The sequence below is a fragment of the Acinetobacter sp. WCHAc060025 genome, from assembly GCF_004209355.1.
In the GTDB taxonomy this organism is placed as follows: Bacteria; Pseudomonadota; Gammaproteobacteria; order Pseudomonadales; family Moraxellaceae; genus Acinetobacter; species Acinetobacter wuhouensis.
This window is the reverse complement of record NZ_SGSX01000011.1, coordinates 100,855-125,461: the sequence shown is the minus strand read 5'-3', so window position 1 is coordinate 125,461 and position 24,607 is coordinate 100,855. Positions and strand designations below refer to the sequence as shown.

At 39.2% G+C, this 24,607-nt stretch carries 18 protein-coding genes and 1 pseudogene; 10 read left to right on the top strand and 9 right to left on the bottom strand.

Annotated features, from left to right (window positions below):
* Window positions 1–21 precede the first annotated feature (21 nt).
* The 5 genes from EXE09_RS10985 (at window position 22) to EXE09_RS10965 (ending at window position 7,802) form a co-directional block, all read left to right on the top strand.
* The gene (locus EXE09_RS10985) at window positions 22–1,824 is read left to right on the top strand and encodes an ABC transporter substrate-binding protein (protein ID WP_130117298.1); all 1,803 of its coding nucleotides are present in this window, start codon (window positions 22–24) and stop codon (window positions 1,822–1,824) included.
* Between the two features lie 110 nt (window positions 1,825–1,934).
* On the top strand, window positions 1,935–3,935 hold the full coding sequence (locus EXE09_RS10980) for a M3 family metallopeptidase (protein ID WP_130117297.1): 2,001 nt from the start codon (window positions 1,935–1,937) through the stop codon (window positions 3,933–3,935).
* A 15-nt stretch (window positions 3,936–3,950) separates the two neighbouring features.
* Complete coding sequence (locus EXE09_RS10975) at window positions 3,951–4,889, top strand: ABC transporter permease (protein WP_130117296.1); 939 nt, start codon at window positions 3,951–3,953, stop codon at window positions 4,887–4,889.
* Window positions 4,890–4,896: 7 nt separating this feature from the next.
* Entirely contained in the window at window positions 4,897–6,036 is a 1,140-nt protein-coding gene (locus EXE09_RS10970; protein WP_130117295.1) for an ABC transporter permease, read from the top strand.
* 11 nt (window positions 6,037–6,047) lie between these two features.
* The gene (locus tag EXE09_RS10965; RefSeq protein WP_130117294.1) at window positions 6,048–7,802 is read left to right on the top strand and encodes an ABC transporter ATP-binding protein; all 1,755 of its coding nucleotides are present in this window, start codon (window positions 6,048–6,050) and stop codon (window positions 7,800–7,802) included.
* A 190-nt stretch (window positions 7,803–7,992) separates the two neighbouring features.
* On the opposite strand, the gene EXE09_RS10960 is transcribed toward EXE09_RS10965, so the two are convergent.
* The 8 genes and pseudogenes from EXE09_RS10960 to EXE09_RS10925 all read right to left on the bottom strand — a co-directional run bounded on the left by EXE09_RS10960 (window position 7,993) and on the right by EXE09_RS10925 (window position 17,310).
* Window positions 7,993–8,433 (bottom strand): hypothetical protein, encoded by a 441-nt coding sequence (locus tag EXE09_RS10960; protein WP_130117293.1) that lies wholly within the window; start codon window positions 8,431–8,433, stop codon window positions 7,993–7,995.
* Window positions 8,434–8,928: 495 nt separating this feature from the next.
* A pseudogene (gene rluB, locus EXE09_RS10955) lies at window positions 8,929–9,780 on the bottom strand (23S rRNA pseudouridine(2605) synthase RluB); the annotation flags it as partial.
* A gap of 41 nt (window positions 9,781–9,821) precedes the next feature.
* Window positions 9,822–10,412 (bottom strand): SMC-Scp complex subunit ScpB, encoded by a 591-nt coding sequence (gene scpB / locus EXE09_RS10950; protein WP_087552342.1) that lies wholly within the window; start codon window positions 10,410–10,412, stop codon window positions 9,822–9,824.
* Window positions 10,409–11,200: a segregation and condensation protein A gene (locus EXE09_RS10945; protein WP_130112532.1), complete on the bottom strand. Its 792-nt coding sequence runs from the start codon at window positions 11,198–11,200 to the stop codon at window positions 10,409–10,411. Before EXE09_RS10945 ends, scpB begins: the two co-directional genes overlap by 4 nt.
* A gap of 702 nt (window positions 11,201–11,902) precedes the next feature.
* A complete protein-coding gene (locus EXE09_RS10940; protein WP_130117291.1) occupies window positions 11,903–12,640 on the bottom strand; it encodes a hypothetical protein in 738 nt (245 codons plus the stop codon).
* Between the two features lie 119 nt (window positions 12,641–12,759).
* Entirely contained in the window at window positions 12,760–14,043 is a 1,284-nt protein-coding gene (locus tag EXE09_RS10935) for a ribonucleotide-diphosphate reductase subunit beta (protein WP_130117290.1), read from the bottom strand.
* 142 nt (window positions 14,044–14,185) lie between these two features.
* A complete protein-coding gene (locus tag EXE09_RS10930) occupies window positions 14,186–14,317 on the bottom strand; it encodes a preprotein translocase subunit YajC (protein ID WP_086322764.1) in 132 nt (43 codons plus the stop codon).
* Between the two features lie 134 nt (window positions 14,318–14,451).
* Window positions 14,452–17,310: a ribonucleoside-diphosphate reductase subunit alpha gene (locus EXE09_RS10925; protein WP_130117289.1), complete on the bottom strand. Its 2,859-nt coding sequence runs from the start codon at window positions 17,308–17,310 to the stop codon at window positions 14,452–14,454.
* A gap of 557 nt (window positions 17,311–17,867) precedes the next feature.
* On the opposite strand from EXE09_RS10925, the gene bfmR reads away from it, so the two are divergent.
* Together bfmR and bfmS are read left to right on the top strand one after the other, a co-directional pair.
* Window positions 17,868–18,581 (top strand): response regulator transcription factor BfmR, encoded by a 714-nt coding sequence (gene bfmR / locus EXE09_RS10920; protein WP_068974062.1) that lies wholly within the window; start codon window positions 17,868–17,870, stop codon window positions 18,579–18,581.
* Between the two features lie 78 nt (window positions 18,582–18,659).
* Window positions 18,660–20,309, top strand: coding sequence for a sensor histidine kinase BfmS (gene bfmS, locus EXE09_RS10915; protein ID WP_130117288.1), 1,650 nt, complete (start codon window positions 18,660–18,662; stop codon window positions 20,307–20,309).
* A gap of 100 nt (window positions 20,310–20,409) precedes the next feature.
* Here bfmS and EXE09_RS10910 read toward each other — a convergent pair whose 3' ends face one another.
* Complete coding sequence (locus EXE09_RS10910) at window positions 20,410–20,760, bottom strand: hypothetical protein (RefSeq protein ID WP_068974060.1); 351 nt, start codon at window positions 20,758–20,760, stop codon at window positions 20,410–20,412.
* A 736-nt stretch (window positions 20,761–21,496) separates the two neighbouring features.
* On the opposite strand from EXE09_RS10910, the gene EXE09_RS10905 reads away from it, so the two are divergent.
* From EXE09_RS10905 to nuoC, 3 genes are all read left to right on the top strand, one after another.
* Complete coding sequence (locus tag EXE09_RS10905) at window positions 21,497–22,045, top strand: NADH-quinone oxidoreductase subunit A (protein WP_068974059.1); 549 nt, start codon at window positions 21,497–21,499, stop codon at window positions 22,043–22,045.
* Window positions 22,046–22,052: 7 nt separating this feature from the next.
* Complete coding sequence (locus EXE09_RS10900) at window positions 22,053–22,730, top strand: NuoB/complex I 20 kDa subunit family protein (RefSeq protein ID WP_010115110.1); 678 nt, start codon at window positions 22,053–22,055, stop codon at window positions 22,728–22,730.
* Window positions 22,731–22,816: 86 nt separating this feature from the next.
* The gene (gene nuoC, locus EXE09_RS10895) at window positions 22,817–24,604 is read left to right on the top strand and encodes an NADH-quinone oxidoreductase subunit C/D (RefSeq protein WP_068974058.1); all 1,788 of its coding nucleotides are present in this window, start codon (window positions 22,817–22,819) and stop codon (window positions 24,602–24,604) included.
* The last annotated feature ends 3 nt before the right edge of the window (window positions 24,605–24,607 follow it).

The window sequence follows — 24,607 nt, the reverse complement described above, 5'->3', positions numbered from 1 at the left end:
AGAATGAAGTTGAAGGGAATGATGAAGGATAATTTTAATCGGAAGTTCAAACACATAGGCTTAAGTATACTATTCGCAAGTGTGGCTTTAACTGGCTCAATGCATGGGTTTGCCCAGAGCAGTGCTGATCCTAACAAGGTCTTACGTTATGTATTCCCCGTTGCCGAAACAGGCTTTGATCCAGCAGGTACACAAGATCTCTATTCTGCTCATGTGCATAATTCTATTTTTGAAGGTTTGTACACTTACGATTATTTAGCCTCACCTGCAAAATTAGTTCCACGCACAGCAGTCGCATTGCCTGAAGTCAGTGCGGATGGTCTGACTTATACTTTTAAAATTCAAAAAGGCATTTTTTTTGCCAAAGATCCTGTATTTAAAGGAAAACCACGAGAACTCACTGCGCAAGATTATGTCTATTCTTATAAGCGACTGTTAGATCCTAGTTTACATTCACCGAATAGTTGGTTGCTTGATGGCAAAGTGGCAGGAATGGATAGTGTTCTTGCAGATGCCAAAAAAACAGGCAAATTTAATTATGATCGTCCTGTTGATGGTTTAAAAGCGACTGATCGCTATACATTAGTGATTAAATTGACACAACCTGATCAAAATTTTCCTATGCTATTGGCGCATCAACCCGCAGGGGCTGTCGCACGTGAAGTGATTGAACACTATCGTGATAAAGCTGGATTTGCAATGAAGAATCCAGTGGGCACAGGGCCTTATGTCTTATCAAAATGGGTGCCAGGTTCACGGATCATCCTTAAAGCCAATCCTGATTTTCGTAGTTATATTTGGGATTTCAAAGCATCTACACCTGAAGATCAAAAAATCGTAGATGCAATGAAAGGCAAAAAAATGCCTCAAATTGGTGTGGTCGATATTCAAGTGATGGAAGAAGGACAATCACGTTGGTTGTCATTTAGTAAGAATGAAACTGATCTTTTTATTTTAGATGGTGATTTGGTGGTTCAAGCCATTCAAGATGGAAAGTTGAAACCAGAATTGGCAAAAAAAGGGGTACAACTGTCTCGTATTCTTGATCCATCTATTGACTATCATTATTGGAATATGCGGAATCCTGTTGTTGGTGGTTTAAGCAAAGATAAGATTGCATTACGCCGTGCGATGGCAATGGCATATTCAGCAGATACACAGATCAAAGTGTTATCGAAAGGTGATGCTGAAAAACTGCAATATCCAATTCCACAAGGTATTGTCGGTCATGACCCGAACTATAAAAGCAGTATTCCTTATTCAATCAAAGCCGCCAATTTACTCTTAGATCGTTATCACTATAAAGTCGGCGCTGATGGTTGGCGGACATTGCCCAATGGTGAACCTTTGGTGATCGAAATGACGACAGGGAATACTGCACGTAGTCAGCAGGGTGCTGAGTTTTGGAAAAAGACTTTGGATAATATCAAAATCAAAATGGCCACCAAGTCGATGCCATTTGCTGAATCATTAAAAGCAGAAAAGCAGTGTAAAACCATGTTTAAAGCGTCTGCTTGGGTGGCGGATTATCCTGATGCAGATAATTTTATGCAGTTGTTTTATGGCAAAAATATTCATGCTACCAATAATGGTTGTATGAAAATTCCTGAATATGATCGTTTGTATGAGCAGACGCAAAAAATGAAACCGGGTCCTGAGAGAGATGCTTTATATCGCAAAATGGCAAGAATAATGGAAGTGTATATGCCTGTGCAATTTGCGTCCTCACGTTATCGTAATGCCTTGGCACAACCACGCGTGATTGGTTTTAAAAAGCATCCGATTTTACCATCTGAATGGATGTATTTTGATTTAAAAAAGTAAGTTAAATCAAACTCTCACAGTGGGCTGGATGTGATATCTAGGCTAAATTTTGAAATGTAAATAGATTGAAATTAGAAATTTAATAAATTGAAGAATGGAGAAAATGGAAAATGAAAGCATTCAAACTCACAACACTATGTGTGCTTACGATAGGAATGGGGCAATTGGCTTTTGCTAATACTGAACGTAGTACTTTACCTAAGCTTCAAGCCAAAGATATTCCTACACAGTGCGATGCCAATATTGCAGGGACGAAAGCAAAATTGGCTGAATTTGCTAAAATTAAATTAAAGAAAAATGCATCTGCCGCGGATGTTTTAGCAAAGTGGGATCAGATTTTCTCAACATTTGAAGACTTTTATGGTCCAGTGGGGCTAATGAGTAATGTCGATCCAAGTGCTGATCTACGCAAAGCAGCGGATGATTGCGAAGTTAAAATTAGTCAGTTTCTTACTGAAGTATATCAAGATAAAAAATTGTATCAGCAAATTGTGAAATCCAAAGCGGACAATGAGATTGATCAAAAGTTTCGCCAAGATATTTTAGATGGTTTTGAAGATACAGGCGTGCAATTGCCTGCGGAAAAGCAAGCACGTTTAAAAGTGATTTTGGACGAGTTGACCAAGATTCAACAAGAATATGCACGTAATGTGCGTGATAATCCTGAAAAACTAGAATTTACCCCTGCTGAGTTAAATGGTTTACCTGACAGCTATATTGCCAATTTGAAGAAAAATGAAAAGGGTAATTATCTGCTCGGTTTTGAGTATCCTGAATATCTTCCATTCATGCAGTTAGCCGATAGTGATGAAGCACGTAAGCGTTATCAAATCGCGTATACACGTCGTGGTACAGAAAAGAATTTAGTATTGCTGAAGCAAGCAATGGACTTGCGCTATGAGTCGGCGCAGTTGTTTGGTAAAGCCAGTTATGCAGATTGGACATTGAAAAATCGCATGGCGAAAAATCCAGAAACAGTCAACAACTTCCTAAATGATGTACACAAAACCGTGACACCTTTAGAAAAGCAAGAAGTACAAACTTTACGTGAATTCAAAGCCAAAACTTTAAATATTCCGATTGAAAAAGCTGAGATTAATCGCTGGAGTGAGGGCTATTGGAGTGAGAAGTTACGCCAAGAAAAATACAAAGTAGACCAAGAAAAACTACGTGAATATTTCCCAACTCAGGCTTCTCAAGATTGGTTATTTGCCATTTCATCCAACCTTTATGGCATCGATTTCAAACCTGCCAAAGTTGAAACTTGGCAAGATGAAGTTGAATATTATGATGTCACTGATAAAAAAACAGGTCAGCTTTTAGGTGGCTTGTATATGGATAAATTTCCGCGTGAAGGCAAATATGGTCATGCTGCGGTGTGGAGTGTACATGGCGGAAGCACTTTAACAGGACGTAAACCAATTTCAGCATTGGTCACCAACTTTAACCGCAAAGGTTTGAATAGTGATGAACTAGAAACTTTTGTACATGAGTTTGGTCATGCACTACATGGCATTCTTTCAAATACACGCTATGCCTCACAATCAGGGACTTCTGTAGAACGCGACTTTGTTGAAGCACCTTCGCAGATGTATGAGGAATGGGCACGTCGTAAAGAAACTTTATCGACACTTGCAGATTACTGTAAACCAGATTGTCCACGTGTCGATGATGCACTGATTGAAAAACTCAAAGCGGTACATAACTATGGTCGTGGCTTGCGCTATGCACGTCAGACTTTATATGCACAATTTGATATGGCATTGCATACGAAAGATGCACTTAAAACGCAGCCTTTAGATGTTTGGAAAAAACTCGAAGGAGATACCGCACTTGGTCATGTGCCAACGACAGAATTCCCAGGACAGTTTGGTCATATCATGGGGGGTTATCAAGTCGGCTATTATGGCTATATGTGGTCGGAAGTCATGGCACTCGATATGCTCTCAGCATTTGGTGATAACTTAAATAATCCAGAAGTTGGCGCGCGTTATCGTAAGGCGATTTTGTCACAAGGTGGTCAGAAGAAAGCTGCGCAATTGGTAGTAGATTTTTTAGGCAGAGAACCAGATAACAAAGCGTTCTTTAAAGAAATTACAGGACAACGTTGATAGGAATTTAAAACCATGTTGGCATATATCACACGTCGTATATGGCAAATGATTCCTACCATGTTGGGAGTCGTGTTGCTGATATTTTTCCTGTTTAACTGGGTTGGGGGTGACCCTGCTTATATCCTTGCAGGGAAAATGGCGAATCCAGAACAAATTGAGAATATTCGTCAACAGTTGGGTGTTGACCAACCCTATTATGTGCAGTTATGGATTTTCATTAAACAAATCGTCACTTTTGACTATGGTTATAGTTGGAGTACAGGCGAATCAGTATCAGACATTATTTTGACTCGTCTGGGACCATCGCTCACTATCATGATTCCACTGGTTATTTTACAAACCGTGATTTCAATTATCCTTGCTCTAGCGGTTGCTTCAGTGCGTGGTTCTTTGACAGATCGTATGGTGATGATGCTGTGTACGGTGGCAATGGCGATCAGTATTTTGGTCTACATCATCGTGTTCCAATATGGGCTGGCTTATAAATTGGGTTGGTTTCCTGTCCAAGGTTGGAGTGATAGCTTTAGTGAAAATCTATTCAAATATTCATTACTCCCAATTCTAATCATGTTGGTGGTGAGTATTGCACCCACTTTACGTTTATATCGTAGTTTTGTTTTAGATGAAGTCAATCAAGATTATGTGTGGACTGCACGTGCCAAAGGGGCGAGTGAGGGACGTATTCTCGGTATTCACGTTCTTCGTAATGCTTCGATTCCAATTATTACCGATGTAATGTCAAGCTTACCCGCATTGCTGATTGGTGCTTTCTTAATTGAGCGATTCTTCGGGATTCCTGGGATAGGTCGTGAGGTGATTATCGCGGTGGAACGGAGTGACTTTCCTGTTATTAAAGCGATTACGGTATATGTTGCTGCTGCAACGATGATTTTTAACCTTGTGGCTGACTTGATTTATAAAGTGGTCGATCCACGCGTACAGTTGAAGTAGGTGAGCCATGCTTGGAATTTTATCTAAAAAAGTAGATGCTCAAGACGAACAGACTTCACCTGGACTGTGGAAGTTGGCAATGCGACGCCTGAAAGCAGATCGTATCGCGATGGTATCCTTATTTGTGGTGCTATGTTTCTTTGTCATGTTAACTCTGTCGATGACAGGATTGATTGCAAAAGATTGGAATAAAGAAGTCGCGGTCAGCTATGCACCGCCGACCTTTATTGGGGCTGATCAAAGTAATACTGATCCTGCTAAAAAAGCAGCAACAGTCGAAGCACTGCCTGAAAATCCTGTTGACCCTTTGAAAGATGTGATCAAAGAACTGAATGCTGAAATTGCAACAGAACAAGCTTCGGGTGGTGCGATTGATTATTACGGTATTCAAGATCCACTTGCAGAAGATATGAAAGCGATTGATCAACAGTTGGGTGGGCATTTACTTGATCAAAAAAGTGAACTCAAACAAACCTTGCCTTTTGGTGCAGATAAATGGGGACAAGATGTTCTGTTAAAAACCATTAAAGGTGCTGAAACCTCAATTATTGTCGGTGTGGTCGCAGCATTTGTCGCAGTTTTGATTGGGACAATTTTAGGTGCAATTGCGGGTTATTTTGGTGGATGGGTGGATGATATACTGAACTGGTTTTATAACATTTTCACTTCTATTCCATACTTACTTTTGGTTTTGGCAATCGCTGCGGTGCTTCAACAGAAAGGTATTCTTTCCATTGTCCTCATTCTCGGACTAACGGGATGGACTGGGGTATTTCGTTTAATTCGTGCGGAATATTTGAAACATACTTCTCGTGAGTATGTACTGGCTGCCAAAGCGATTGGTGTCAGTAATATGCGCCGTATGTTTGTACATATTTTCCCGAACGTGAGTCATATTGCCTTGGTTCAAATGTCGATTCTTGTGGTTTCATTTATCAAATCAGAAGTGATTCTCAGCTTCTTGGGTTTTGGTGTTCCTGTGGGCGTGGTGTCTTGGGGAAGTATGTTGAATGAAGCGCAAAGTGAATTGATTTTAGGTAAATGGTGGCAATTGGTTGCTGCATCAGTCGCGATGGCGATTTTAGTCACAGCATTCTCCATGTTCACCGATGCATTGCGTGATGCATTAGACCCGAAACTCAAATAAGGAGCAGAACGATGTTAGAACAAGCAACAACAACTTCTGCATCAACAAATTCTGATGTTTTGTTGAGTGTTGAAAACCTGAGCGTTAGTTTCAAGGGTGAAAATAAGCAATTTGTGGAAACTGTGAAAGGGATTTCTTTTCAAATTCCAGCCAATACCACTGTGGCTTTGGTGGGTGAATCGGGCAGTGGTAAATCGGTCACGTCTTTGGCAACCATGGGTTTATTGCCCCAAGGTCAGTCTAAAATTGCTGAAAAAAGTAAAATTATATTTGAAGGAAAGGATTTACTCAGTCTTAGTAAAAAGGAAATGCGTGCAATCTGTGGTAAAGAGATTGCCATGATTTTCCAAGAGCCGATGTCTTCATTGAATCCTGTTTTTACTGTGGGCGATCAGATTGCTGAAATCATGCGGATTCATTTAGGTTATGGACGCAAGCAGGCAAGAGCGCGAGCATTGGAACTACTCAAAGAAGTCGGTATTCCTGCACCTGAAAGTAAGATTGATGCTTATCCAAGTCAGTTGTCTGGTGGTCAGCAACAGCGAGTCATGATTGCGATGGCGATTGCCTGTGAGCCGAAATTACTCATTGCAGATGAACCAACCACGGCACTTGATGTAACCATTCAGAAACAAATTATTGATTTATTAGAATCATTGCGTAAACGTCGTCAAATGTCGATGTTGTTTATTACCCATGATTTGGCATTGGTTGGTGAAATTGCAGATGAAGTGATTGTAATGCGTCATGGTGAGATTCGTGAACAAGGCCTAGCTAAAGCGGTATTGGAAAATCCGCAAGATGCTTATACCCAAGCACTGCTAATGTGTCGTCCGCAACTTTCACGTCGTCCGTATCGCTTACCGACGATCAATGATTTTATGACGCAAAAAGATGATCAAGCCATTGAAAATGGGAACTTATCAGAAGCGAAAAAGGCTGATCGTCAACGTGGTTTAACAGGCAATGAAGAAATCATTCTCGATGTGCAAGATTTGAAAAAATCATTTTTTAGTCGTAAAGGTTTCTTTGCTAAAGATGAATTCCAAGCGGTGAAAGGTGCATCATTCCAACTGGCAAAAGGTAAAACTTTAGGGCTGGTCGGTGAATCAGGCTCAGGTAAAACCACCATTGGTTTATTGCTGATGCGTTTGCAACAAGCTTCAGGTGGTAAGGCGCTGTTCCAAGGCAAAGATATTTTGGCAATGTCTGACAAAGATTTTGCACAATATCAACGTAAGATTCAGATCATTTTCCAAAATCCATACGCATCATTGAATCCGCGCTTTACTGTGGGGCAAATCTTGATGGAACCCATGCAAGTTCATCAGATTGGCGCGAATGATGCTGAACGTAAAAAAATGGCTTTGGATTTACTGGAAAAAGTCAGTTTACCTGCACAGGCATTTCACCGTTATCCGCATGAATTTTCAGGCGGGCAACGTCAACGTATTGCGATTGCACGTTGTTTGACTTTAAAACCTGAAATTTTGATTTGTGATGAATCTGTTTCTGCACTGGATGTCTCAGTTCAGGCGCAAGTATTGAATTTACTTCAAGATTTACAGGATGAATATGGTTTGAGCTATATCTTCATTTCACATGATTTGTCTGTGGTGAAATATATTTCTGATCAAATCATGGTAATGAATCATGGTGATATTGTTGAAATCGCCAATTCAGATGAGTTGTATGCATCGCCAAAACATGAGTATACCAAGCGTTTGTTAAGTGCGATTCCGCAAGGGACGAGTGAATATATTTGATTGTCTTATTTGGATGAAGCCACTTTAAGGAGTTAATACTGATCGGCTAAGTAAAATTATTGGGAAAAATTCTGAAATCTCCCTCTAACGCCTCTTTGGAAAAGAGGGGGAACTTCTTATAACTAAAATAATTTTTAGTGATCTTACTTAGCTGTGCTACTCATCCCTCTAAGCAGTGGCTTTTTTGCACTTAATTAAGATGCAGATGTACTTTGTTTGGATAAACATATTTACGATAAACAGGTATGAGTGCAGGAAGTAATAAAAAGTGTAGTAATGTGGTTGCGATGCTGATGAGAATAAATGCAATGACATGAAGTGCGGATACAAAGGCGATGAAAAATCCATAGGACGATAAGAGGATCGGAAGGATTGAACACAAGGTATACGTGATATATGGATGCTTTACGCTCCAATTGGAACACAAAAGAAAAGCATAACTGAGAAGCCATATTCCATAAATAAACGATAAGGTTAACACTTGAAAAATGGGATATGGGTAGTTTTGCGGTTGCTTTTTTAGAAACTCAATCAGGTATTCTGAATAAAATTGCCCTTGATAGGCGATTACTAGACTTGCAATTAACCAAATACAAAATAGTGGAATCAAGATGAAATAGCGTTTATTCATTTTGTTATTTTTATCCCAATAAAAAAAGCCACTATACAAAGATAGTGGCTTTTCAAGTTTTAGTCTATTGATGACTTAGAACTTTTTAAAACCTTTGTTCACAACAAATGGTTTTTTCTTTTCAGGTTGCTCACGTTCTTGACGGTCACCTGTTTCTAAACGTTCATTTGGGTTGTAACGTCCTTCGACACGGTTGTTACGGTTTTGTTGACCATAACGATTGTCTGAGCGATTGCTGTTAAACGTGTTACCACGATTGTCGCTACGATCTTTATTGTAGCTATTACCGCCATTGCCCGCAGAGCGTGCTTTGTTAAAACGATTTTCAGAACGTTCATTGCGGCTGTCAGAACGATCGTTGCGATTGTCAAAACGGTTTTCGCTACGATTTTCAGAACGGTTTTGACCATATTGGTTCATAGTCGGTTGAAAACTACGGCGTTCTTGCTGTTGGTGGTTATTCCCATGATGATTTTGTGATTGAAAATCATCACCTTCGCTATCACGACGTTGTTGACGTAAGAAACCACCGCGACGTGCTGCCATCGGTTTATCTTGCATACGTTCAGTACGACGTTTTGCCATACCAAATAAACCCGTGCCTTGACGTGGTTTAAGTTCTACGGCTTTAGTCAAATTATCAATTTCAGCTTTATCTAATTCCATCCAACGACCTGTACGAAGTTCACGAGGCAAAATCACTGTGCCGTAACGTGTACGAAGCAAGCGACTTACTTTTAGACCTTGTGATTCAAAAATACGGCGAACCTCACGGTTACGACCTTCTTTTACTACGACTTGGTACCAGCGGTTGATCCCTTCTCCACCAATTTCAGAGAAAGATTCAAATTTTGCTGGACCATCATCTAAAACAACGCCATTCATCATGTTGTTTTTTAGTTGAGGCGTTACTTCTCCCATGACACGAACGGCATATTCACGTTCGATTTCATTTGAGGGATGCATTAAACGATTGGCAAGTTCACCATCGTTTGTAAATAGGAGTAGACCCGTAGAGTTAATATCCAGACGACCCACCATCACCCAGCGATCGTTGGCAATAGGAGGTAAGTGATCAAACACAGTCGGACGAGATTCAGGATCATTGCGAGAGCAGATTTCACCTTCAGGTTTATAATAAATCAAGACACGGCGACGAATTTCGTCTTCAATTTGGAACTGAACTTTACGACCATCGATGCGAAGCTCATCACCTGGTTCGATACGTTCGCCCACTTGAGCAACCTGCCCATTGACACTTACACGACCAGCCGCAATGACCTCTTCCATATAACGGCGAGAGCCCAAACCAACTCGTGCGAGTACCTTTTGCAATTTTTCACTCATGACAGCATAACCTTAGAAATAATCATCAACAGAGCACCTATTTAAGATTTTGGAGCTTGCGCGTCCAAAGCCATAAAAGCTTCCTTGGCGTCCTGCAGGGGAGGCAATTGATCTAAAGATACTAGACCAAAAGCATTTAAAAACTGTGGCGTTGTCACTAACAACGCAGGTCTACCAGGGAGTTCACGGAAACCAGATTCTTTAATCCAGTTCCAGTCGAATAAAGTCCGGAGTATTTGACTATTATTCGTAACTCCTCGTATTTGCTCAATATCAGCACGGGTTACAGGCTGATGATAAGCGATCACTGATACTGTTTCTAACAGTGATGGGGATAATCTCGTTGGTCGATCTGGCCAAACTTGTGCAATCACATTGCGATATTTGGCACGAACTTGAAAACGATAACCTTGTGCAGTTTCGATCAGTTCAATTGAGCGACCATGTTGTAATACAGACAATTGCTGTAAATAATTTTGCAATTGTTGTTTTGAATATTGATTTTGAAAAGCTTCTTTTAAGCGAGCAATCGAAACTGGTGCATCACTGGCAAAGATAATCGCTTCAAGTTGCATCAGAACTTCATGATGTAGCTCGTCTACATTGAAGGCATTATTTTGATCAATGGTCATGCAGTTGCTCCTTGAATAGAAAGGGGAGCTTCGACACCCGATGAAATAATCTGAACTTTCTGCTGACGAGTCAGTTCTAAGATTGCCATAAATGTCACAACCATGCCCATACGACCTTGGTTTGGTTTGAGTAATTCTTGAAAACTGAGAACTTCACCAGACTCCACCATGTGTTCGATATAGGCTATACGCTCTTCAAGTAAAACAGGTTCTTGTTCAATTTTATGAGTAACAGGCTCGGGACGATTAAAAATGCAATACAAAGCATCTCTTAACATCTCGACATCATAACCTTCATATACTTTTGGAATATGACCAATCGCGACATTGGTTGGATAAGTATCTCGATCTAAAACAGGCATTTGCCCTAAATGTTCAGCCGCTTTTTTGATCCGTAAATAAGTTTCTAAACGGTCAATCAATTCTTGTTTTGGATCTTTTTCAATATTGACTGTTTTCGGTTTCGGTAACAATAAGCGAGATTTCAAATCTGCTAACAAAGCTGCCATCACCATATAGTCAGCGGTAAGTTCGATATTTAGCGACTTCATATTGTCCATATAAGACAAATATTGAGTGGCAATCGGGGCAATATCTAATTGTAATAGATCAAAACCACTTTTCTGAATCAGGTAAATTAAAAAGTCGAGTGGTCCTTCGAAATGTTCAAGCAGAATTTCGAATGCAGCTGGGGGAATATATAAATCCTCTGGAATTTCTTCTTGCCATTCATCCAATACACGGATGTTGGTAATCATTTCCATAGAATTATGGGTTGCTTGATTCATTACAGTTTATTAGCCACGCGAATTTTCAAAGGCATGTTTTATTCGTGCGACCACTCTATAAAAGTGAGGAGAGGGTGGTGACGAATGATGAAAAGATAATGACCTATTTTAATGCAAAAGCACTAAGGAATACATTGTTTAATGATAAAAAACGATAAAAAACCTGAAAATAAATAGGGAATATTTTGTAGCGTGATGTGACAGCTGATGAAATTATTATTAAAAATGGTAAAAAGAAATAATTGATTTATTGAAAAATCATGACGTTTTTATATAAATTTTAAATTGGGTAATGCGGTAAATATTGGTAAATAAAAGAATTTAGTTAATGGTTTGTTTAAATATTGGTTATTTTCATAAATTAGCCAATATGTGATATCTATTTACAATAGTTTATAAAATGTGAGTAAGGGCAAGTTTTGCGTATTTTAATTATTTAAGAACCAATTTCTGAATCTTCTCGAAGGATAAGTAAAGTCATCTGAATTTTTAAGTTTAAATCTTTTGGGCAAATCCTTGTTCTTGTTGTTGGTCATTTATCACGGTATAAATGGTTAGCGACCAAAGAAGTTACCATTGCAGATATTGTGTTATGACCATTGTTGTACATGCGTTAGAAGGTGGTATTTCTCTAGAAGAGTACCCAAATGTGCGGCGCTGGATTTAAGATTTTGAAGTATTGCTGAAGTTTAAAGGAATTGATTATTTCTTGTAGTCCAAAACATAAATAATGGTTTTATTATCTTTTTTGTACTGTATTACATATTCAAGAATCTTTACATTTCTCTCTAAGTCAGAAGATTTTAAATTTGCGAATAATGAGAAGAAATAAAGTAAAATTATTCCAATAGTTAAAAAAATTATGAATTGATTTAAAATGCCTAAATTATTCAATAGTATTTTATCTTTTCCTAGTTGTGTTGATATGGCGGTTAAACCTAAAACTATGGCAGGAAACAGGCCTATCCTACTTAATTGGCCAGTAATGCTGGTTATTCTTTTATTAAAATCCTCAAGTTCGTGTTTTAGTTCCATAAGTGCAAAATCTAATTCATCTTTATTGTATAGTGATAGTTTTTTAGCTGCTTTAATGTCAACTATAGTTGAATGATTGATTCTCTTAAATAAAATACTTAAGGGATTTTTTATTGATTTATAGTTTTTGAAAAGATCAATAATTAATCCACATAAGGGACTTATTACTATGGAGATATACCCAATTATTGCTAAAAAAATAAATGAACTTTCTAAGAAAATATTATTTGGATTTTTTAAAAATATGAGTTTTGTTATAAAAGAATAAATTATAGATATAATTCCTATAGTTAAAAATGATAAATCTATATTGTGTGATTTTTCTACTTTATTTTTACTTTCATCTTGTGCAGTTTCTTCTAAAATTGAATAAATTTCTTCACATTCTTTTTGAACAATATTCATCTATGACTCTTTGTTTATATTTTTCTGAAGCAGTTTTAATTTTTATAAATAATTTATTTTTCGAGTTTATAGAAAACTACCTATTAATGATTATTCACAATAGGTAGTTTTTTATGTGATTACCAGCTTAAAGCACCGCCAGTCTGATAATCTGTAACACGCGTTTCAAAGAAGTTCTTCTCTTTACGCAAGTCCATCATTTCAGACATCCATTGGAATGGGTTGTTTACACCTGCAAACTGTTCAGGTAAGCCTAGCTGAGCCAAACGACGGTTTGCGATGAATTTTAAATATTCTTCCATCATCGCTGCATTCATACCCAATACACCACGTGGCATTGTGTCACGCGCATATTCGATCTCAAGCATCGTACCTTCAAGAATCATTTGAACGATTTCTTCTTGGAATTCAGCAGTCCACAAGTTTGGATTTTCGATCTTGATTTGGTTAATCATGTCGATACCAAAGTTCAAGTGCATCGATTCATCACGTAAGATGTATTGGAATTGCTCAGCAACACCATTCATCTTGTTACGACGACCCATTGACAAGATTTGGCTGAAACCACAGTAGAAGAAGATCCCTTCAAGTACACAATAGAATGCGATCAAGTTACGAAGTAAGATTTGATCGTTTTCAGGTGTACCAGTTTTGAAAGTAGGATCACTTAAAGACTGCGTATATTTCAAGCCCCAAGCTGCTTTACGTGCTACTGATGGAACTTCACGGTACATGTTGAAGACTTCGCCTTCATCCATACCTAAAGATTCGATACAGTATTGGTAAGCATGTGTGTGAATCGCTTCTTCAAATGCTTGACGTAAAATGTACTGACGGCATTCAGGGTTAGTAATGTGACGGTAAATCGCAAGTACCAAGTTATTTGCAACTAAAGAATCGGCAGTTGAGAAGAAACCTAAAGAACGCATTACAATCGTACGCTCATCTTCGGTTAAGCCATTTTCAGACTTCCAAAGTGCGATGTCATGGTTCATGTTGACTTCTTGTGGCATCCAGTGGTTTGCACATCCATCTAGGTATTTTTGCCAAGCCCATTCATATTTGAATGGTACAAGTTGGTTCAAGTCAGCGCGACAGTTGATCATGGCTTTATCATCAACTTGTACACGTTGTGCACCCATTTCAAGCTCTTCTAAGCCAGGTGCAACATCCAATGTTTCTAAGGCTGCAGATGCTCTTGCCAAGGAATCGGTTGAATGTTTTGTGGTTCTTTGATTGGTTCCAGCGGATTGTGCAGTTGCCAAATTCTGCGATGATTGCTGTGCATCAGATACCACTTGCGAATCAGTCGTTTTCTTCGGTTCGACGGGCGCAGGCTGGTGAGCTTGTGCAGCTTGTTTCGGTTCATCATCTTCGAAATCGTCCCAACTTAGGATAGACATGTTTGTTCTCTCTTCGTTGCTTTATATCTGTTATGGACATCTTACAAACGAAGATGTCACTACTATACGCTCATTCTGTGTAAGCAAAATTAAGTTTTGCCGATAGTTGTCTTAATCTTGTTCGAAAGAACAGATACCCACACTACTTATTTTGCTTACGCTTTTGTTGCTTACGAATGGCAAAGAATGCGTATGCCATTGGTATATAAAAAATTAAAAAGGCTAAGATCAGTGCGATTACGCCTAACTCGTAGTTATGACTTAAATGGAACATTTCTTAGCCTCTTTTTTTAAAATCCACCCCAACCCTCCTTTTTCAAAGGAGGGAGTTTCCATTTCAATTAAAATAATTTCGCGGAAGTCCCCCTTTATAAAAAGGGGGATTTAGGGGGATTTTTATTTAAAAAATTACTGACAAGCTTCGCAATCAGGATTGTCGATTGAACATGCTTGAGGAACTGGTGCTGCATTTGCAAAACCTTCTTCCTCAGCAGGAACAGCAGGTTTAGCTTCTGCAACAGGAGCAGCAACAGTCGTTGGTTTAACCGCGTTCAATGCACCTGTATTGATTGTCGATTTCTCAGCAGAAGTCGCACCCAATGCACGGAGGTAATACGTCGTTTTAAGACCACGTAACCAAGCCATCTTATAGGTGATGTCCAATTTCTTACCATTTGCACCAGAGATGTAAAGGTTAAGTGATTGCGCTTGGTCGATCCATTTTTGACGACGTGATGCAGCATCTACGATCCAACGAGTATCGACTTCAAACGCAGTGGCAAAGATTGCTTTTAATTCTTCAGGAATACGGGCAATTTTTTGTACTGAACCTTCGAAGTGTTTCAAGTCATTAACCATCACAGAGTCCCAAAGACCACGATCTTTTAACGCACGTACTAAGTACGGGTTGATCACTGTGAATTCACCAGAAAGGTTAGATTTTACATAAAGGTTTTGGAATGTAGGCTCGATAGACTGAGAAACACCACAAATATTTGAAATAGTTGCAGTTGGTGCAATCGCCATCACGTTTGAGTTACGCATACCATCTTTTTGAACTTTGGTACGTAAAGTATCCCAGTCCAAACGTTGTGTACGATCAACTTCGAACATACGTTCAGGACGTGATTTCGCCACGATTTCTAAAGAGTCGATTGGAAGAATACCTTGATCCCACAATGAACCTTTAAATGTTGAATAAACACCACGTTCAACAGCCAAGTTACTTGAAGTTTCAATCGCGTAGTAGCTGATCACTTCCATAGATTCATCAGCGAAGTCTACTGCTTCATCCGAACCATAACCCATGCCCAATTCATATAAAGCATCTTGGAAGCCCATGATACCCATACCGACTGGACGGTGTTTCAAGTTTGAATTACGTGCTTGTTCAACCGCATAGTAGTTGATGTCGATGACGTTATCGAGCATACGAACAGCAGTTTTCACTGTGCGAGCTAGTTTTTCACGATCTAACTTGCCACCTTGAACGTGTTGTACAAGGTTGATTGAACCTAAGTTACATACCGCGATTTCATCTTTATTGGTATTTAAAGTGATTTCTGTACATAAGTTAGAAGAGTGAACTACGCCAACGTGTTGTTGTGGTGAACGTAAGTTACATACGTCTTTGAATGTGATCCACGGATGACCAGTTTCAAATAACATCGACAACATTTTGCGCCATAAGTCTTTCGCACGGATTTTCTTATGTAGCATGTTTTGTTCTTTGGCAATACCTTCGTAGTACGCATAGCGTTCAGCGAATTCTGCGCCAGTCAAATCATGTAGATCAGGTGTTTCTGATGGTGTGAATAATGTCCATTCAGCATCTTCAAATACACGTTGCATGAACAAATCTGGAACCCAGTTAGCTGTGTTCATGTCGTGGGTACGACGACGGTCATCACCTGTGTTTTTACGAAGCTCTAGGAATTCTTCAATATCCAAGTGCCAAGTTTCTAAGTATGCACATACCGCACCTTTACGTTTACCACCTTGGTTTACCGCAACAGCAGTATCGTTGGCAACTTTGAGGAAAGGTACAACACCTTGAGATTTGCCGTTTGTTCCTTTAATGTATGAGTTCAAAGCACGAACTGGTGTCCAGTCATTACCTAAACCGCCCGCCCATTTAGACAGTAGGGCATTGTCACGCATTGCACCATAGATGTCATAAAGGTCATCTTGGACGGTTGTTAAATAACAGCTAGACAATTGTGGACGTAGAGTCCCTGAGTTAAACAATGTTGGTGTAGAAGCCATGTAGTCGAAGCTAGACAATAAGTCATAGAATTCAATTGCACGTTGTTCTTTATTATCTTCGTTTAACGCAAGACCCATCGAAACACGCATGAAGAACAATTGCGGAAGCTCGAAACGGACATCATTTGAATGAATGAAGTAACGGTCAAATAATGTTTGTAGACCTAAATAAGTAAATTGGTTAGAACGCTCAGGTTTGATCGCAGCCGCCAATTGTGCAAGGTCAAAGTTTAAAAGCTCTGGTGAAAGTAACTCTAACTCGATCCCTTTTTTCAAATAGGTTTCAAGTGCGTCATTTTCTAAAGTATCTGGCGCTAAACCTAAGAATTTAAGACCAGTTGCAACCAAGTCATCACGAAGTAAACGCGCAGTGACATAAGTATAGTTAGGTTCTTGCTCAATACGGGTACGTGTAGCCATCATCATGGTGGTTGAGATGTCTGACTGTTTTACACCGTTATATAAGTTTTTAACTGTTTCATCGACAATGGCTTGAACTTCAATGCCTTCTAAGCCTTCGCTGGCTTTTTGAATCGTGGCTTGAATTTTACCCAAATCAAGAGGCTGAAGCTGACCGTTCGCATCTGTGATTTGTAAGGTAGGGTGATGATGAGCACCTGTTTGTTTACGTGCTTCAGAACGTTGATCACGATAGATCACATAAGCACGTGCAACTTTTTGTTCGCCTGTACGCATCAAAGCCAATTCAACTTGGTCTTGAATCTCTTCAATATGAATTGTTCCGCCAGATGGTAAACGACGATTAAAAGTATTCATCACCATCTCAGTGAGCTGAGTGATGCGATCGTGAATACGGCTTGAATCAGCACTTTGTTGACCTTCTACAGCCAAAAAAGCTTTACCAATTGCTACAGAAATTTTATCTGCATCAAAAGCGGCAACATCACCAGTGCGTTTAATCACTTGAAGTAGACCGGGGGTTGTAATGGCGTTCATTGTCAGCGTAGCTCCATTGTCTTCATTGTTATGTTTATGGACCATTTGAATCGGACATACTGAAAAGGATAGTTGTCACGATATTTGAGGACTAAAACACAATACTTAGTGGTTTAATTTAATTTAGAACACAAGATACGGGAATTTTATGTGCATATCAATATTGACATTTTAAGAATGTTTTATCCCTAAACAGTAAATTTTTATGCCTGTCTTTTTTCCTAAAAGAACCGTTTTTGTTATATGCCTTATATGACAAGGGCATAGCATAGCAAAGACTGCAAAGAGTGCTTATAGATAACTGTGTGGATAACTCAAAAAGCGATGAACTGATGAGACAGAATATGTACAATGAAATATTTTGTATAGAAAATCACGTCTATATTGATTGTTATAAAGAAAAATTTTTAATCAAAGTTTTAAAAATTCAAAAGTGTCGACAATTCAACAGTTAATAAAAATATTACAAATTGATACGCTCATGTATCAGTTTGGTGAATAGGGTCTTGTTTACAATGTAAACGTGTGTATATTGCAAATCATAGTGTGTTGAATCTACGAGATTTGTAGCAGTCACCCAATTAAATATAGGGGCAAATTAAATGAGCCAAGAAGAAAAGTTACCAAAAATTCTGATTGTTGAAGATGATGAGCGTCTCGCTCGTTTAACTCAAGAATATTTAATCCGTAATGGACTTGAAGTTGGGGTAGAACCAGATGGCAACCGTGCCATTCGTCGTATTATTGCAGAACAACCTGATTTGGTTGTTCTAGACGTGATGTTACCAGGTGCAGACGGCTTAACAGTATGCCGTGAAGTACGTCCACATTACCATCAACCGATTTTAATGTTGACAGCTCGTACCGAAGATATGGATCAAGTGCTTGGTTTGGAAATGGGTGCAGATGACTATGTCGCTAAACCTGTTCAGCCACGTGTTTTACTTGCACGTATTCGTGCTTTATTACGTCGTACAGATAAAGCGCCTGAAGATGAAGTTGCACAACGTATCGAGTTTGATGATCTTGTGATTGATAATGGTGGTCGTTCAGTCACCTTGAATAACGAATTGGTTGATTTCACCAGTGCTGAATATGACTTGCTCTGGTTACTTGCATCAAATGCAGGTCGTATCCTTTCTCGTGAAGATATTTTTGAACGCTTACGTGGTATCGAATACGACGGTCAAGACCGTTCAATTGATGTGCGTATTTCACGTATTCGTCCAAAAATTGGTGATGACCCTGAAAATCCAAAACGCATCAAAACCGTACGTAGTAAAGGTTATTTATTCGTAAAAGAAACAGGTTTATAAGCAATTCATTCTTTATCTAAGCTACTTATTTTTTATCCTTGTAATAAAGATAAGTAGCAAGCAAGAAGGTTAGTTTGCGTGTCTAAACACAGCATATTCTTACGTATCTACGCGGGATTGGTCATTCTTGTCGTTTTGGTAGCATTATTTGGATATTTATTGGTTCAAATTATTAACTACCAACGTGCACAAGAATACCGTGAGTCTTTGACTGATGGAATTTCCTATGTCATCAGTGAGGGTGTGGCACGCCAACAAACTGAGCAACAGCGCTTAGATTGGATTTCAGATGCATCGGATTTACTTGAACTTCCAATTTATTATTTAGATTCAGCAAAAGTAGATTTATCTCGTACAGAAGAAAAACGGATCTCTGAGCAAAAAGCAGTTGTACGCTATGATGCAGAACAGGGGATTGCCTATTTGGTGTTGGGAATTCGTAGTGATCCCAAACATTATCTTTATATTAAAGTAGATCAAATTGGTGAGCGCCAAATGAAAGCGCTTCCAGTATTTATTCTAGATTATCTGGTCTATTATCCAGGTCAAGAACAAGAATATCTCAAAAAAATTCAGCAACACTTTTCTTATAAAGTGGGTGTTGAAAAAATATCACAACTCAATTTAGATTCCGAACAAATTGGTCGATTGCGTTCAGATCAAAGTGTGATCTTATGGCGAGATAGTGCGACAGCGCGTGGGACAACGATTTCTATTGTTTCGCCCTTGCCAAACTCTCCAACTGATGTTCTGACCCTCGGTCCTGTCCCAATGTTTAATTGGATGCCTGTAAAACTTGCTGCGGGTATTACCTTGTTAAGTATGTTTTTACTGTGCTTGGGCGTATACGGTTTGATTGTGCCAATGCAACGTAAATTACGTCAAGTCAATCAAGCTTTAGATGTGATGAAAACAGGGGATATGTCACAACGTGTACCTGTTGAAGGTTATGATGAAATGGCAAGTTTGGCATCTAGCTATAACAATATGTCTGATCATATTCAGCGTTTGATCGAAGCACAGCGTGAGCTAATGCGTGCAGTTTCACACGAATTACGCACGCCAGTGGCGCGAATCCGTTTTGGTATGGAAATGCTCGCAGATGAAGAAGATCATGAGTATCGTCTACAACAGGTTGAAATGATTGATAAAGATATTGAGGCTTTAAATACCTTGATTGATGAGATCATGACTTATGCGAAATTGGAGCAGGGCACACCATCACTCGATTTTGAGCAGATTGTATTGGTTGAATTGTTGCAACAGGTTGCAGTAGAAACAGAGGCATTGAAAACGCAGAAAACGATTCATTTAAATCCTTTGTCATCAGATGTCATGGTAGAGGCAGAGCGTCGTTATCTACACCGTGTTGTACAAAATTTAGTGGGCAATGCTGTGCGTTATTGTGATCAGCAAATTAATATTAGTGGTGGAATTAATTATCAGACAAAAATGGCTTATGTCTGTGTAGAAGATGATGGTCCTGGTATTTCTGAAGAAGATCGTAAGCGTGTTTTTGAGGCTTTTGCACGTTTAGATGATAGTCGTACTCGTGCATCAGGTGGTTATGGGCTTGGGCTGTCTATTGTCAGTCGTATTGCTTATTGGTTCGGTGGAACGATTGAGGTTGATGAAAGCCCAGATTTGGGCGGTGCGCGTTTTACGATGTCATGGCCAATGGAGCGTTTTAAAAAGAAAAAAATCGGGACATTAAAAGACCAAGCTTAAATCATTATGCTGTCTCGTTCTAAAATAGATTGAGATAAAAAATAGATTGAAATAAAAAAGCCCAATCAAATTTGATCAGGCTTTTTTATGAGTTTCATATTTATTCTTGGATACTGGCATCTGGTTCAATAATAGCTTTGCCGTCTTTTAATGATTGTAATGCATCCGCATTGAAATCAATCAGCAAACTATTTTGTTCAGCGTCGATTTTATAACTGCTAATAATTTTTTGATCACCATTAATTGTGTCAATACGATATTCATCAGCAATATTTAAAATGCCTTCTAAATTGGTTGTTGTTGCGGCTAAGTCTTGACGAAAAATTTCATAAACATCACGTAAATCAAAAATGGCATTTTGTGCATCTTGGTGTTTCTTGACGTAGTTTTCGATATGGCGAATCAGTAATTGTGCAAATAAAAAGTAATTTGGTTTACTTGAAAATTCCATATAGTTGTACCCCTGATTTATAGGTTTAAAAGGTCTTGGTTTGATGTTGTTAATTCTTAGCATACACATCAAATAGTGTTGGTGTGTATAAAGTTAATTAACAGATGTTATTCATTTGAAAAATGATTGAATAAGCTTGAATGCTTATCAGGTAGGTTAAAAGTAGGCATAAGTGAATCTAATTTTAAACATAAAAATGGGTTTAATTTTGCAGTAGTAGAAATTTGATAATTAACGAACATTGGATTGTTTGATTTTAATTTAAAATAATTATTTTCTCATAATGTGATATTTGTTTCCCGAAATAAGCAGGATGGAGTTTATTTTTTGGTGTAGAATGTAACAAAATATTAAATTATTGATCGTGGTTAAAATCATAAAATTGTCGGGAAAAATGATAAAAATAGTGTTGAACTCTGCTTTTTTATGGCTAGATAAATAAGTTAAATTGCTGATTAATCATTCTTAATTCATCGATTGGAATCAAGGTTCGGAAAAAATAATAATAATCAGGAAAGGGATTAGATAAAGCGATAAGTGAATGCTATATAGCGTACAATCATGAAAAATTATGTGTTTTGCCTAAAAAATCATCCGAAAGACTTAGAGCTATTAACTAGCAAGTGATGACATCAATCGGGTACAATTGACCAGATTTATTTTGTGTTTGGTGTATTTGCAAGGCCAATACATACATTCTTTGTTAAATAATAGGCCTGCCAGGAGTTATCCCCGCATGAGTGCCATTACTCCATACGATTGGGCAATTATAGCCTTCGTGATCGGCGTGACATTTTTATGTGTCTTTATGCTCACCGTTCCTTTACTCCTAGGGGGTAAATCATGGGGACGTGCGAAGCAAGAGCAATTTGAATCAGGTGTGGTTAGTGCTGGTGGAGCACGTATCCGCTTGTCTGCTAAGTTCTATCTTGTTGCTATCTTTTTCGTGGTATTTGACCTCGAAGCTCTCTATCTATATGCATGGGCAACCTCTGTCCGTGAAGTAGGTTGGGTTGGATTCACAACAGCGGCAATATTTATTTTAGTTTTACTTGTTGGTTTGATTTATGAAATGTCGACTGGTGCGTTGAATTGGGCACCTTCGGATCGTCGTAAAGCAGCTGGTATTAAAGCTAAAATTGGTTCTCCAAATATGGATCTTGCAGAAATTACTCGCTTCAATTCAATTGAAGAGTTGGTGGTTGATCCTACAGGAACAATTCCAGCTCAATCTTCTGGTCGTGTGAAAGATAAAACACCGGCTAAGTCTCTGAATAAGGAGTAACTCGGGAATGAAATATACTTTAACCCGTGCGAACCCTGAAGCTGAACAATATCCGCTTCAAGATCGTCAAATCGTGACGGATCCACTTGAAGAAGAAGTGAATAAAAATGTGTTTATGACTCGTTTAGAGGATGTAGCACATACAGCTGTAAACTGGGGCCGTAAAAACTCATTATGGCCTTTTAACTTTGGTACTTCATGCTGTTACGTGGAATATGCAACGACTTTAACAGGCGTGCATGATTTATCACGTTTCGGTGCCGAAGTTATTCGTGCTTCACCGCGTCAGGCGGATTTGATGATCGTTGCAGGGACATGCTTTGTTAAAATGGCGCCTGTAATTCAGCGTTTGTACGAGCAAATGCTTGAGCCTAAATGGGTGATCTCAATGGGTGCATGTGCAAACTCTGGTGGTATGTACGACATTTATTCAGTTGTACAAGGTGTGGATAAAATTATCCCTGTTGACGTGTACGTTCCAGGTTGTCCACCACGTCCAGAAGCATTGATCCAAGCATTAATGTTATTGCAAGACCAAATTCAATTAGAGCGTCGTCCGCTTTCTGCGGTTATCGGTGATGATCTTAAGCCAGTGTATAAGCCAAAGATGATGCCAGAACGTGACCGTAAGAACGCTGAACGTATTGCAGTGAAAAACTTACGCTCTATGGATGAGATTGAGTAATTTTTTCTGATGAATGTTTGACATATTCAAAGAGTATGATCATCAGAAAATTTGACAGAATTTGTATTAAATAGGAAGCCAAGCCAATGGCTGAAACTGAAATTGCTATGCCAGAATCGACTCCTGTTGATTCCCGCCCAGCATTTGCGATTGTAGAAGATCTCAAAGCCAAATTTGGCGAGAACTTTTACGTGCAAACGACCTTTGAAGATTTTCCAACGGTCTGGGTTGAGCGTGCTCGTGTACAAGACGTTTTAATGTACTTACGTACAGTACCACGTCCTTATGTGATGCTGTTTGACTTATCAGCAGTAGATGAGCGTTTGCGTAATCACCGTGATGGTTTACCTGCATCTGACTTTACTGTGTTCTATCATTTGTTATCGCTTGAGCGTAACAGTGATATTCGTATCAAAGTTGCGTTGAATGAGAATGATATTAATATTCCTACAGCAACGAACATTTGGCCAAATGCCAACTGGTACGAACGCGAAGCTTACGATATGTTCGGGATCAATTTCGAAGGGCATCCAATGCTCCGTCGTATTTTGTTACCAACCTATTGGGAAGGTCACCCACTTCGTAAAGAATATTCTGCACGTGCGACTGAATACACGCCGTATATGCAAGACAAAGCCAAACAAGATTTCGAACAAGAACATCTTCGTTTTGTTCCAGAAGACTGGGGTCTAACCCGTGGAAATGACGATGAAGACTTCATGTTCTTGAACTTGGGTCCTAACCATCCATCTGCGCACGGTGCATTCCGTGTGATCTTGCAGTTGGACGGTGAAGAAGTGAAAGACTGTGTACCTGATATCGGTTATCACCACCGTGGTGTGGAAAAGATGGCTGAACGTCAAACTTGGCATTCTTTCATTCCGTATACAGACCGTGTGGACTACCTCGGTGGTTGTGCGCAAAACATGCCTTATGTGATGGGTGTGGAACAAATGGCAGGAATCACTGTTCCTGATCGTGCACAATGTATCCGTGTGATGATGTCTGAATTGTTCCGTATCAATAACCACTTGTTGTATATCGGTACAGCGATTCAGGATGCAGGTGGTATGACTCCTGTATTCTATATGTTCGCAGACCGTCAAAAAATCTATGACGCGATTGAAGCGATCACAGGTTTCCGTATGCACCCAGCGTGGTTCCGTATCGGTGGTACAGCACACGACCTTCCAAACAACTGGCAAAAACTGATTCGTGACATTCTCGAATGGATGCCAAAACGTTTGAAGGAATACCATACTGCGGCGCTTAAAAACTCAGTATTTGTTGGTCGTACACGTAATGTTGCGCAATACGATGCAAAATCCGCATTGGCTTGGGGTGTGACAGGTACAGGTCTACGTGCAACAGGTATTGATTTTGACGTTCGTAAATATCGTCCATACAGTGGCTACGAAAACTATGATTTCGAAGTGCCATTAGAGTATGAAGGCGATGCATATGCACGTGTAATGGTTCACTATCGTGAAATCGAAGAATCATTAAAAATCGTCAAGCAGTGTTTGGATAATATGCCGTCTGGTCCATATAAAGCGGATCATCCTTTGGCAGTTCCACCACCAAAAGACAAGACTTTACAAGATATTGAAACTTTGATTACGCACTTCTTGAGCGTGTCATGGGGTCCTGTAATGCCAGCTGGTGAAGCATCAGTGATGGCAGAAGTTGTGAAAGGTGCATCGAACTATTACTTGACTTCTGATAAGTCAACGATGAGTTACCGTACCCGTATTCGTACACCAACTTTCACGCATTTACAGCAAATTCCTTCCGTGATTAACGGCAGTCTTGTATCTGACTTGATCATTTATTTAGCGACGATTGATGTCGTTATGGCTGACGTGGATCGCTAAGGG

What these genes read in the sequence shown, in the direction of transcription:
- EXE09_RS10985 (WP_130117298.1), top strand. Translation starts at nt 22, where the DNA reads ATGAAGGATAATTTTAATCGGAAGTTCAAACACATAGGCTTAAGTATA.
- EXE09_RS10980 (WP_130117297.1), top strand. Translation starts at nt 1,935, where the DNA reads ATGAAAGCATTCAAACTCACAACACTATGTGTGCTTACGATAGGAATG.
- EXE09_RS10975 (WP_130117296.1), top strand. Translation starts at nt 3,951, where the DNA reads ATGTTGGCATATATCACACGTCGTATATGGCAAATGATTCCTACCATG.
- EXE09_RS10970 (WP_130117295.1), top strand. Translation starts at nt 4,897, where the DNA reads ATGCTTGGAATTTTATCTAAAAAAGTAGATGCTCAAGACGAACAGACT.
- EXE09_RS10965 (WP_130117294.1), top strand. Translation starts at nt 6,048, where the DNA reads ATGTTAGAACAAGCAACAACAACTTCTGCATCAACAAATTCTGATGTT.
- EXE09_RS10960 (WP_130117293.1), bottom strand. Translation starts at nt 8,433, where the DNA reads ATGAATAAACGCTATTTCATCTTGATTCCACTATTTTGTATTTGGTTA.
- scpB (WP_087552342.1), bottom strand. Translation starts at nt 10,412, where the DNA reads ATGACCATTGATCAAAATAATGCCTTCAATGTAGACGAGCTACATCAT.
- EXE09_RS10945 (WP_130112532.1), bottom strand. Translation starts at nt 11,200, where the DNA reads ATGAATCAAGCAACCCATAATTCTATGGAAATGATTACCAACATCCGT.
- EXE09_RS10940 (WP_130117291.1), bottom strand. Translation starts at nt 12,640, where the DNA reads ATGAATATTGTTCAAAAAGAATGTGAAGAAATTTATTCAATTTTAGAA.
- EXE09_RS10935 (WP_130117290.1), bottom strand. Translation starts at nt 14,043, where the DNA reads ATGTCTATCCTAAGTTGGGACGATTTCGAAGATGATGAACCGAAACAA.
- EXE09_RS10930 (WP_086322764.1), bottom strand. Translation starts at nt 14,317, where the DNA reads ATGTTCCATTTAAGTCATAACTACGAGTTAGGCGTAATCGCACTGATC.
- EXE09_RS10925 (WP_130117289.1), bottom strand. Translation starts at nt 17,310, where the DNA reads ATGGTCCATAAACATAACAATGAAGACAATGGAGCTACGCTGACAATG.
- bfmR (WP_068974062.1), top strand. Translation starts at nt 17,868, where the DNA reads ATGAGCCAAGAAGAAAAGTTACCAAAAATTCTGATTGTTGAAGATGAT.
- EXE09_RS10910 (WP_068974060.1), bottom strand. Translation starts at nt 20,760, where the DNA reads ATGGAATTTTCAAGTAAACCAAATTACTTTTTATTTGCACAATTACTG.
- EXE09_RS10905 (WP_068974059.1), top strand. Translation starts at nt 21,497, where the DNA reads ATGAGTGCCATTACTCCATACGATTGGGCAATTATAGCCTTCGTGATC.
- EXE09_RS10900 (WP_010115110.1), top strand. Translation starts at nt 22,053, where the DNA reads ATGAAATATACTTTAACCCGTGCGAACCCTGAAGCTGAACAATATCCG.
- nuoC (WP_068974058.1), top strand. Translation starts at nt 22,817, where the DNA reads ATGGCTGAAACTGAAATTGCTATGCCAGAATCGACTCCTGTTGATTCC.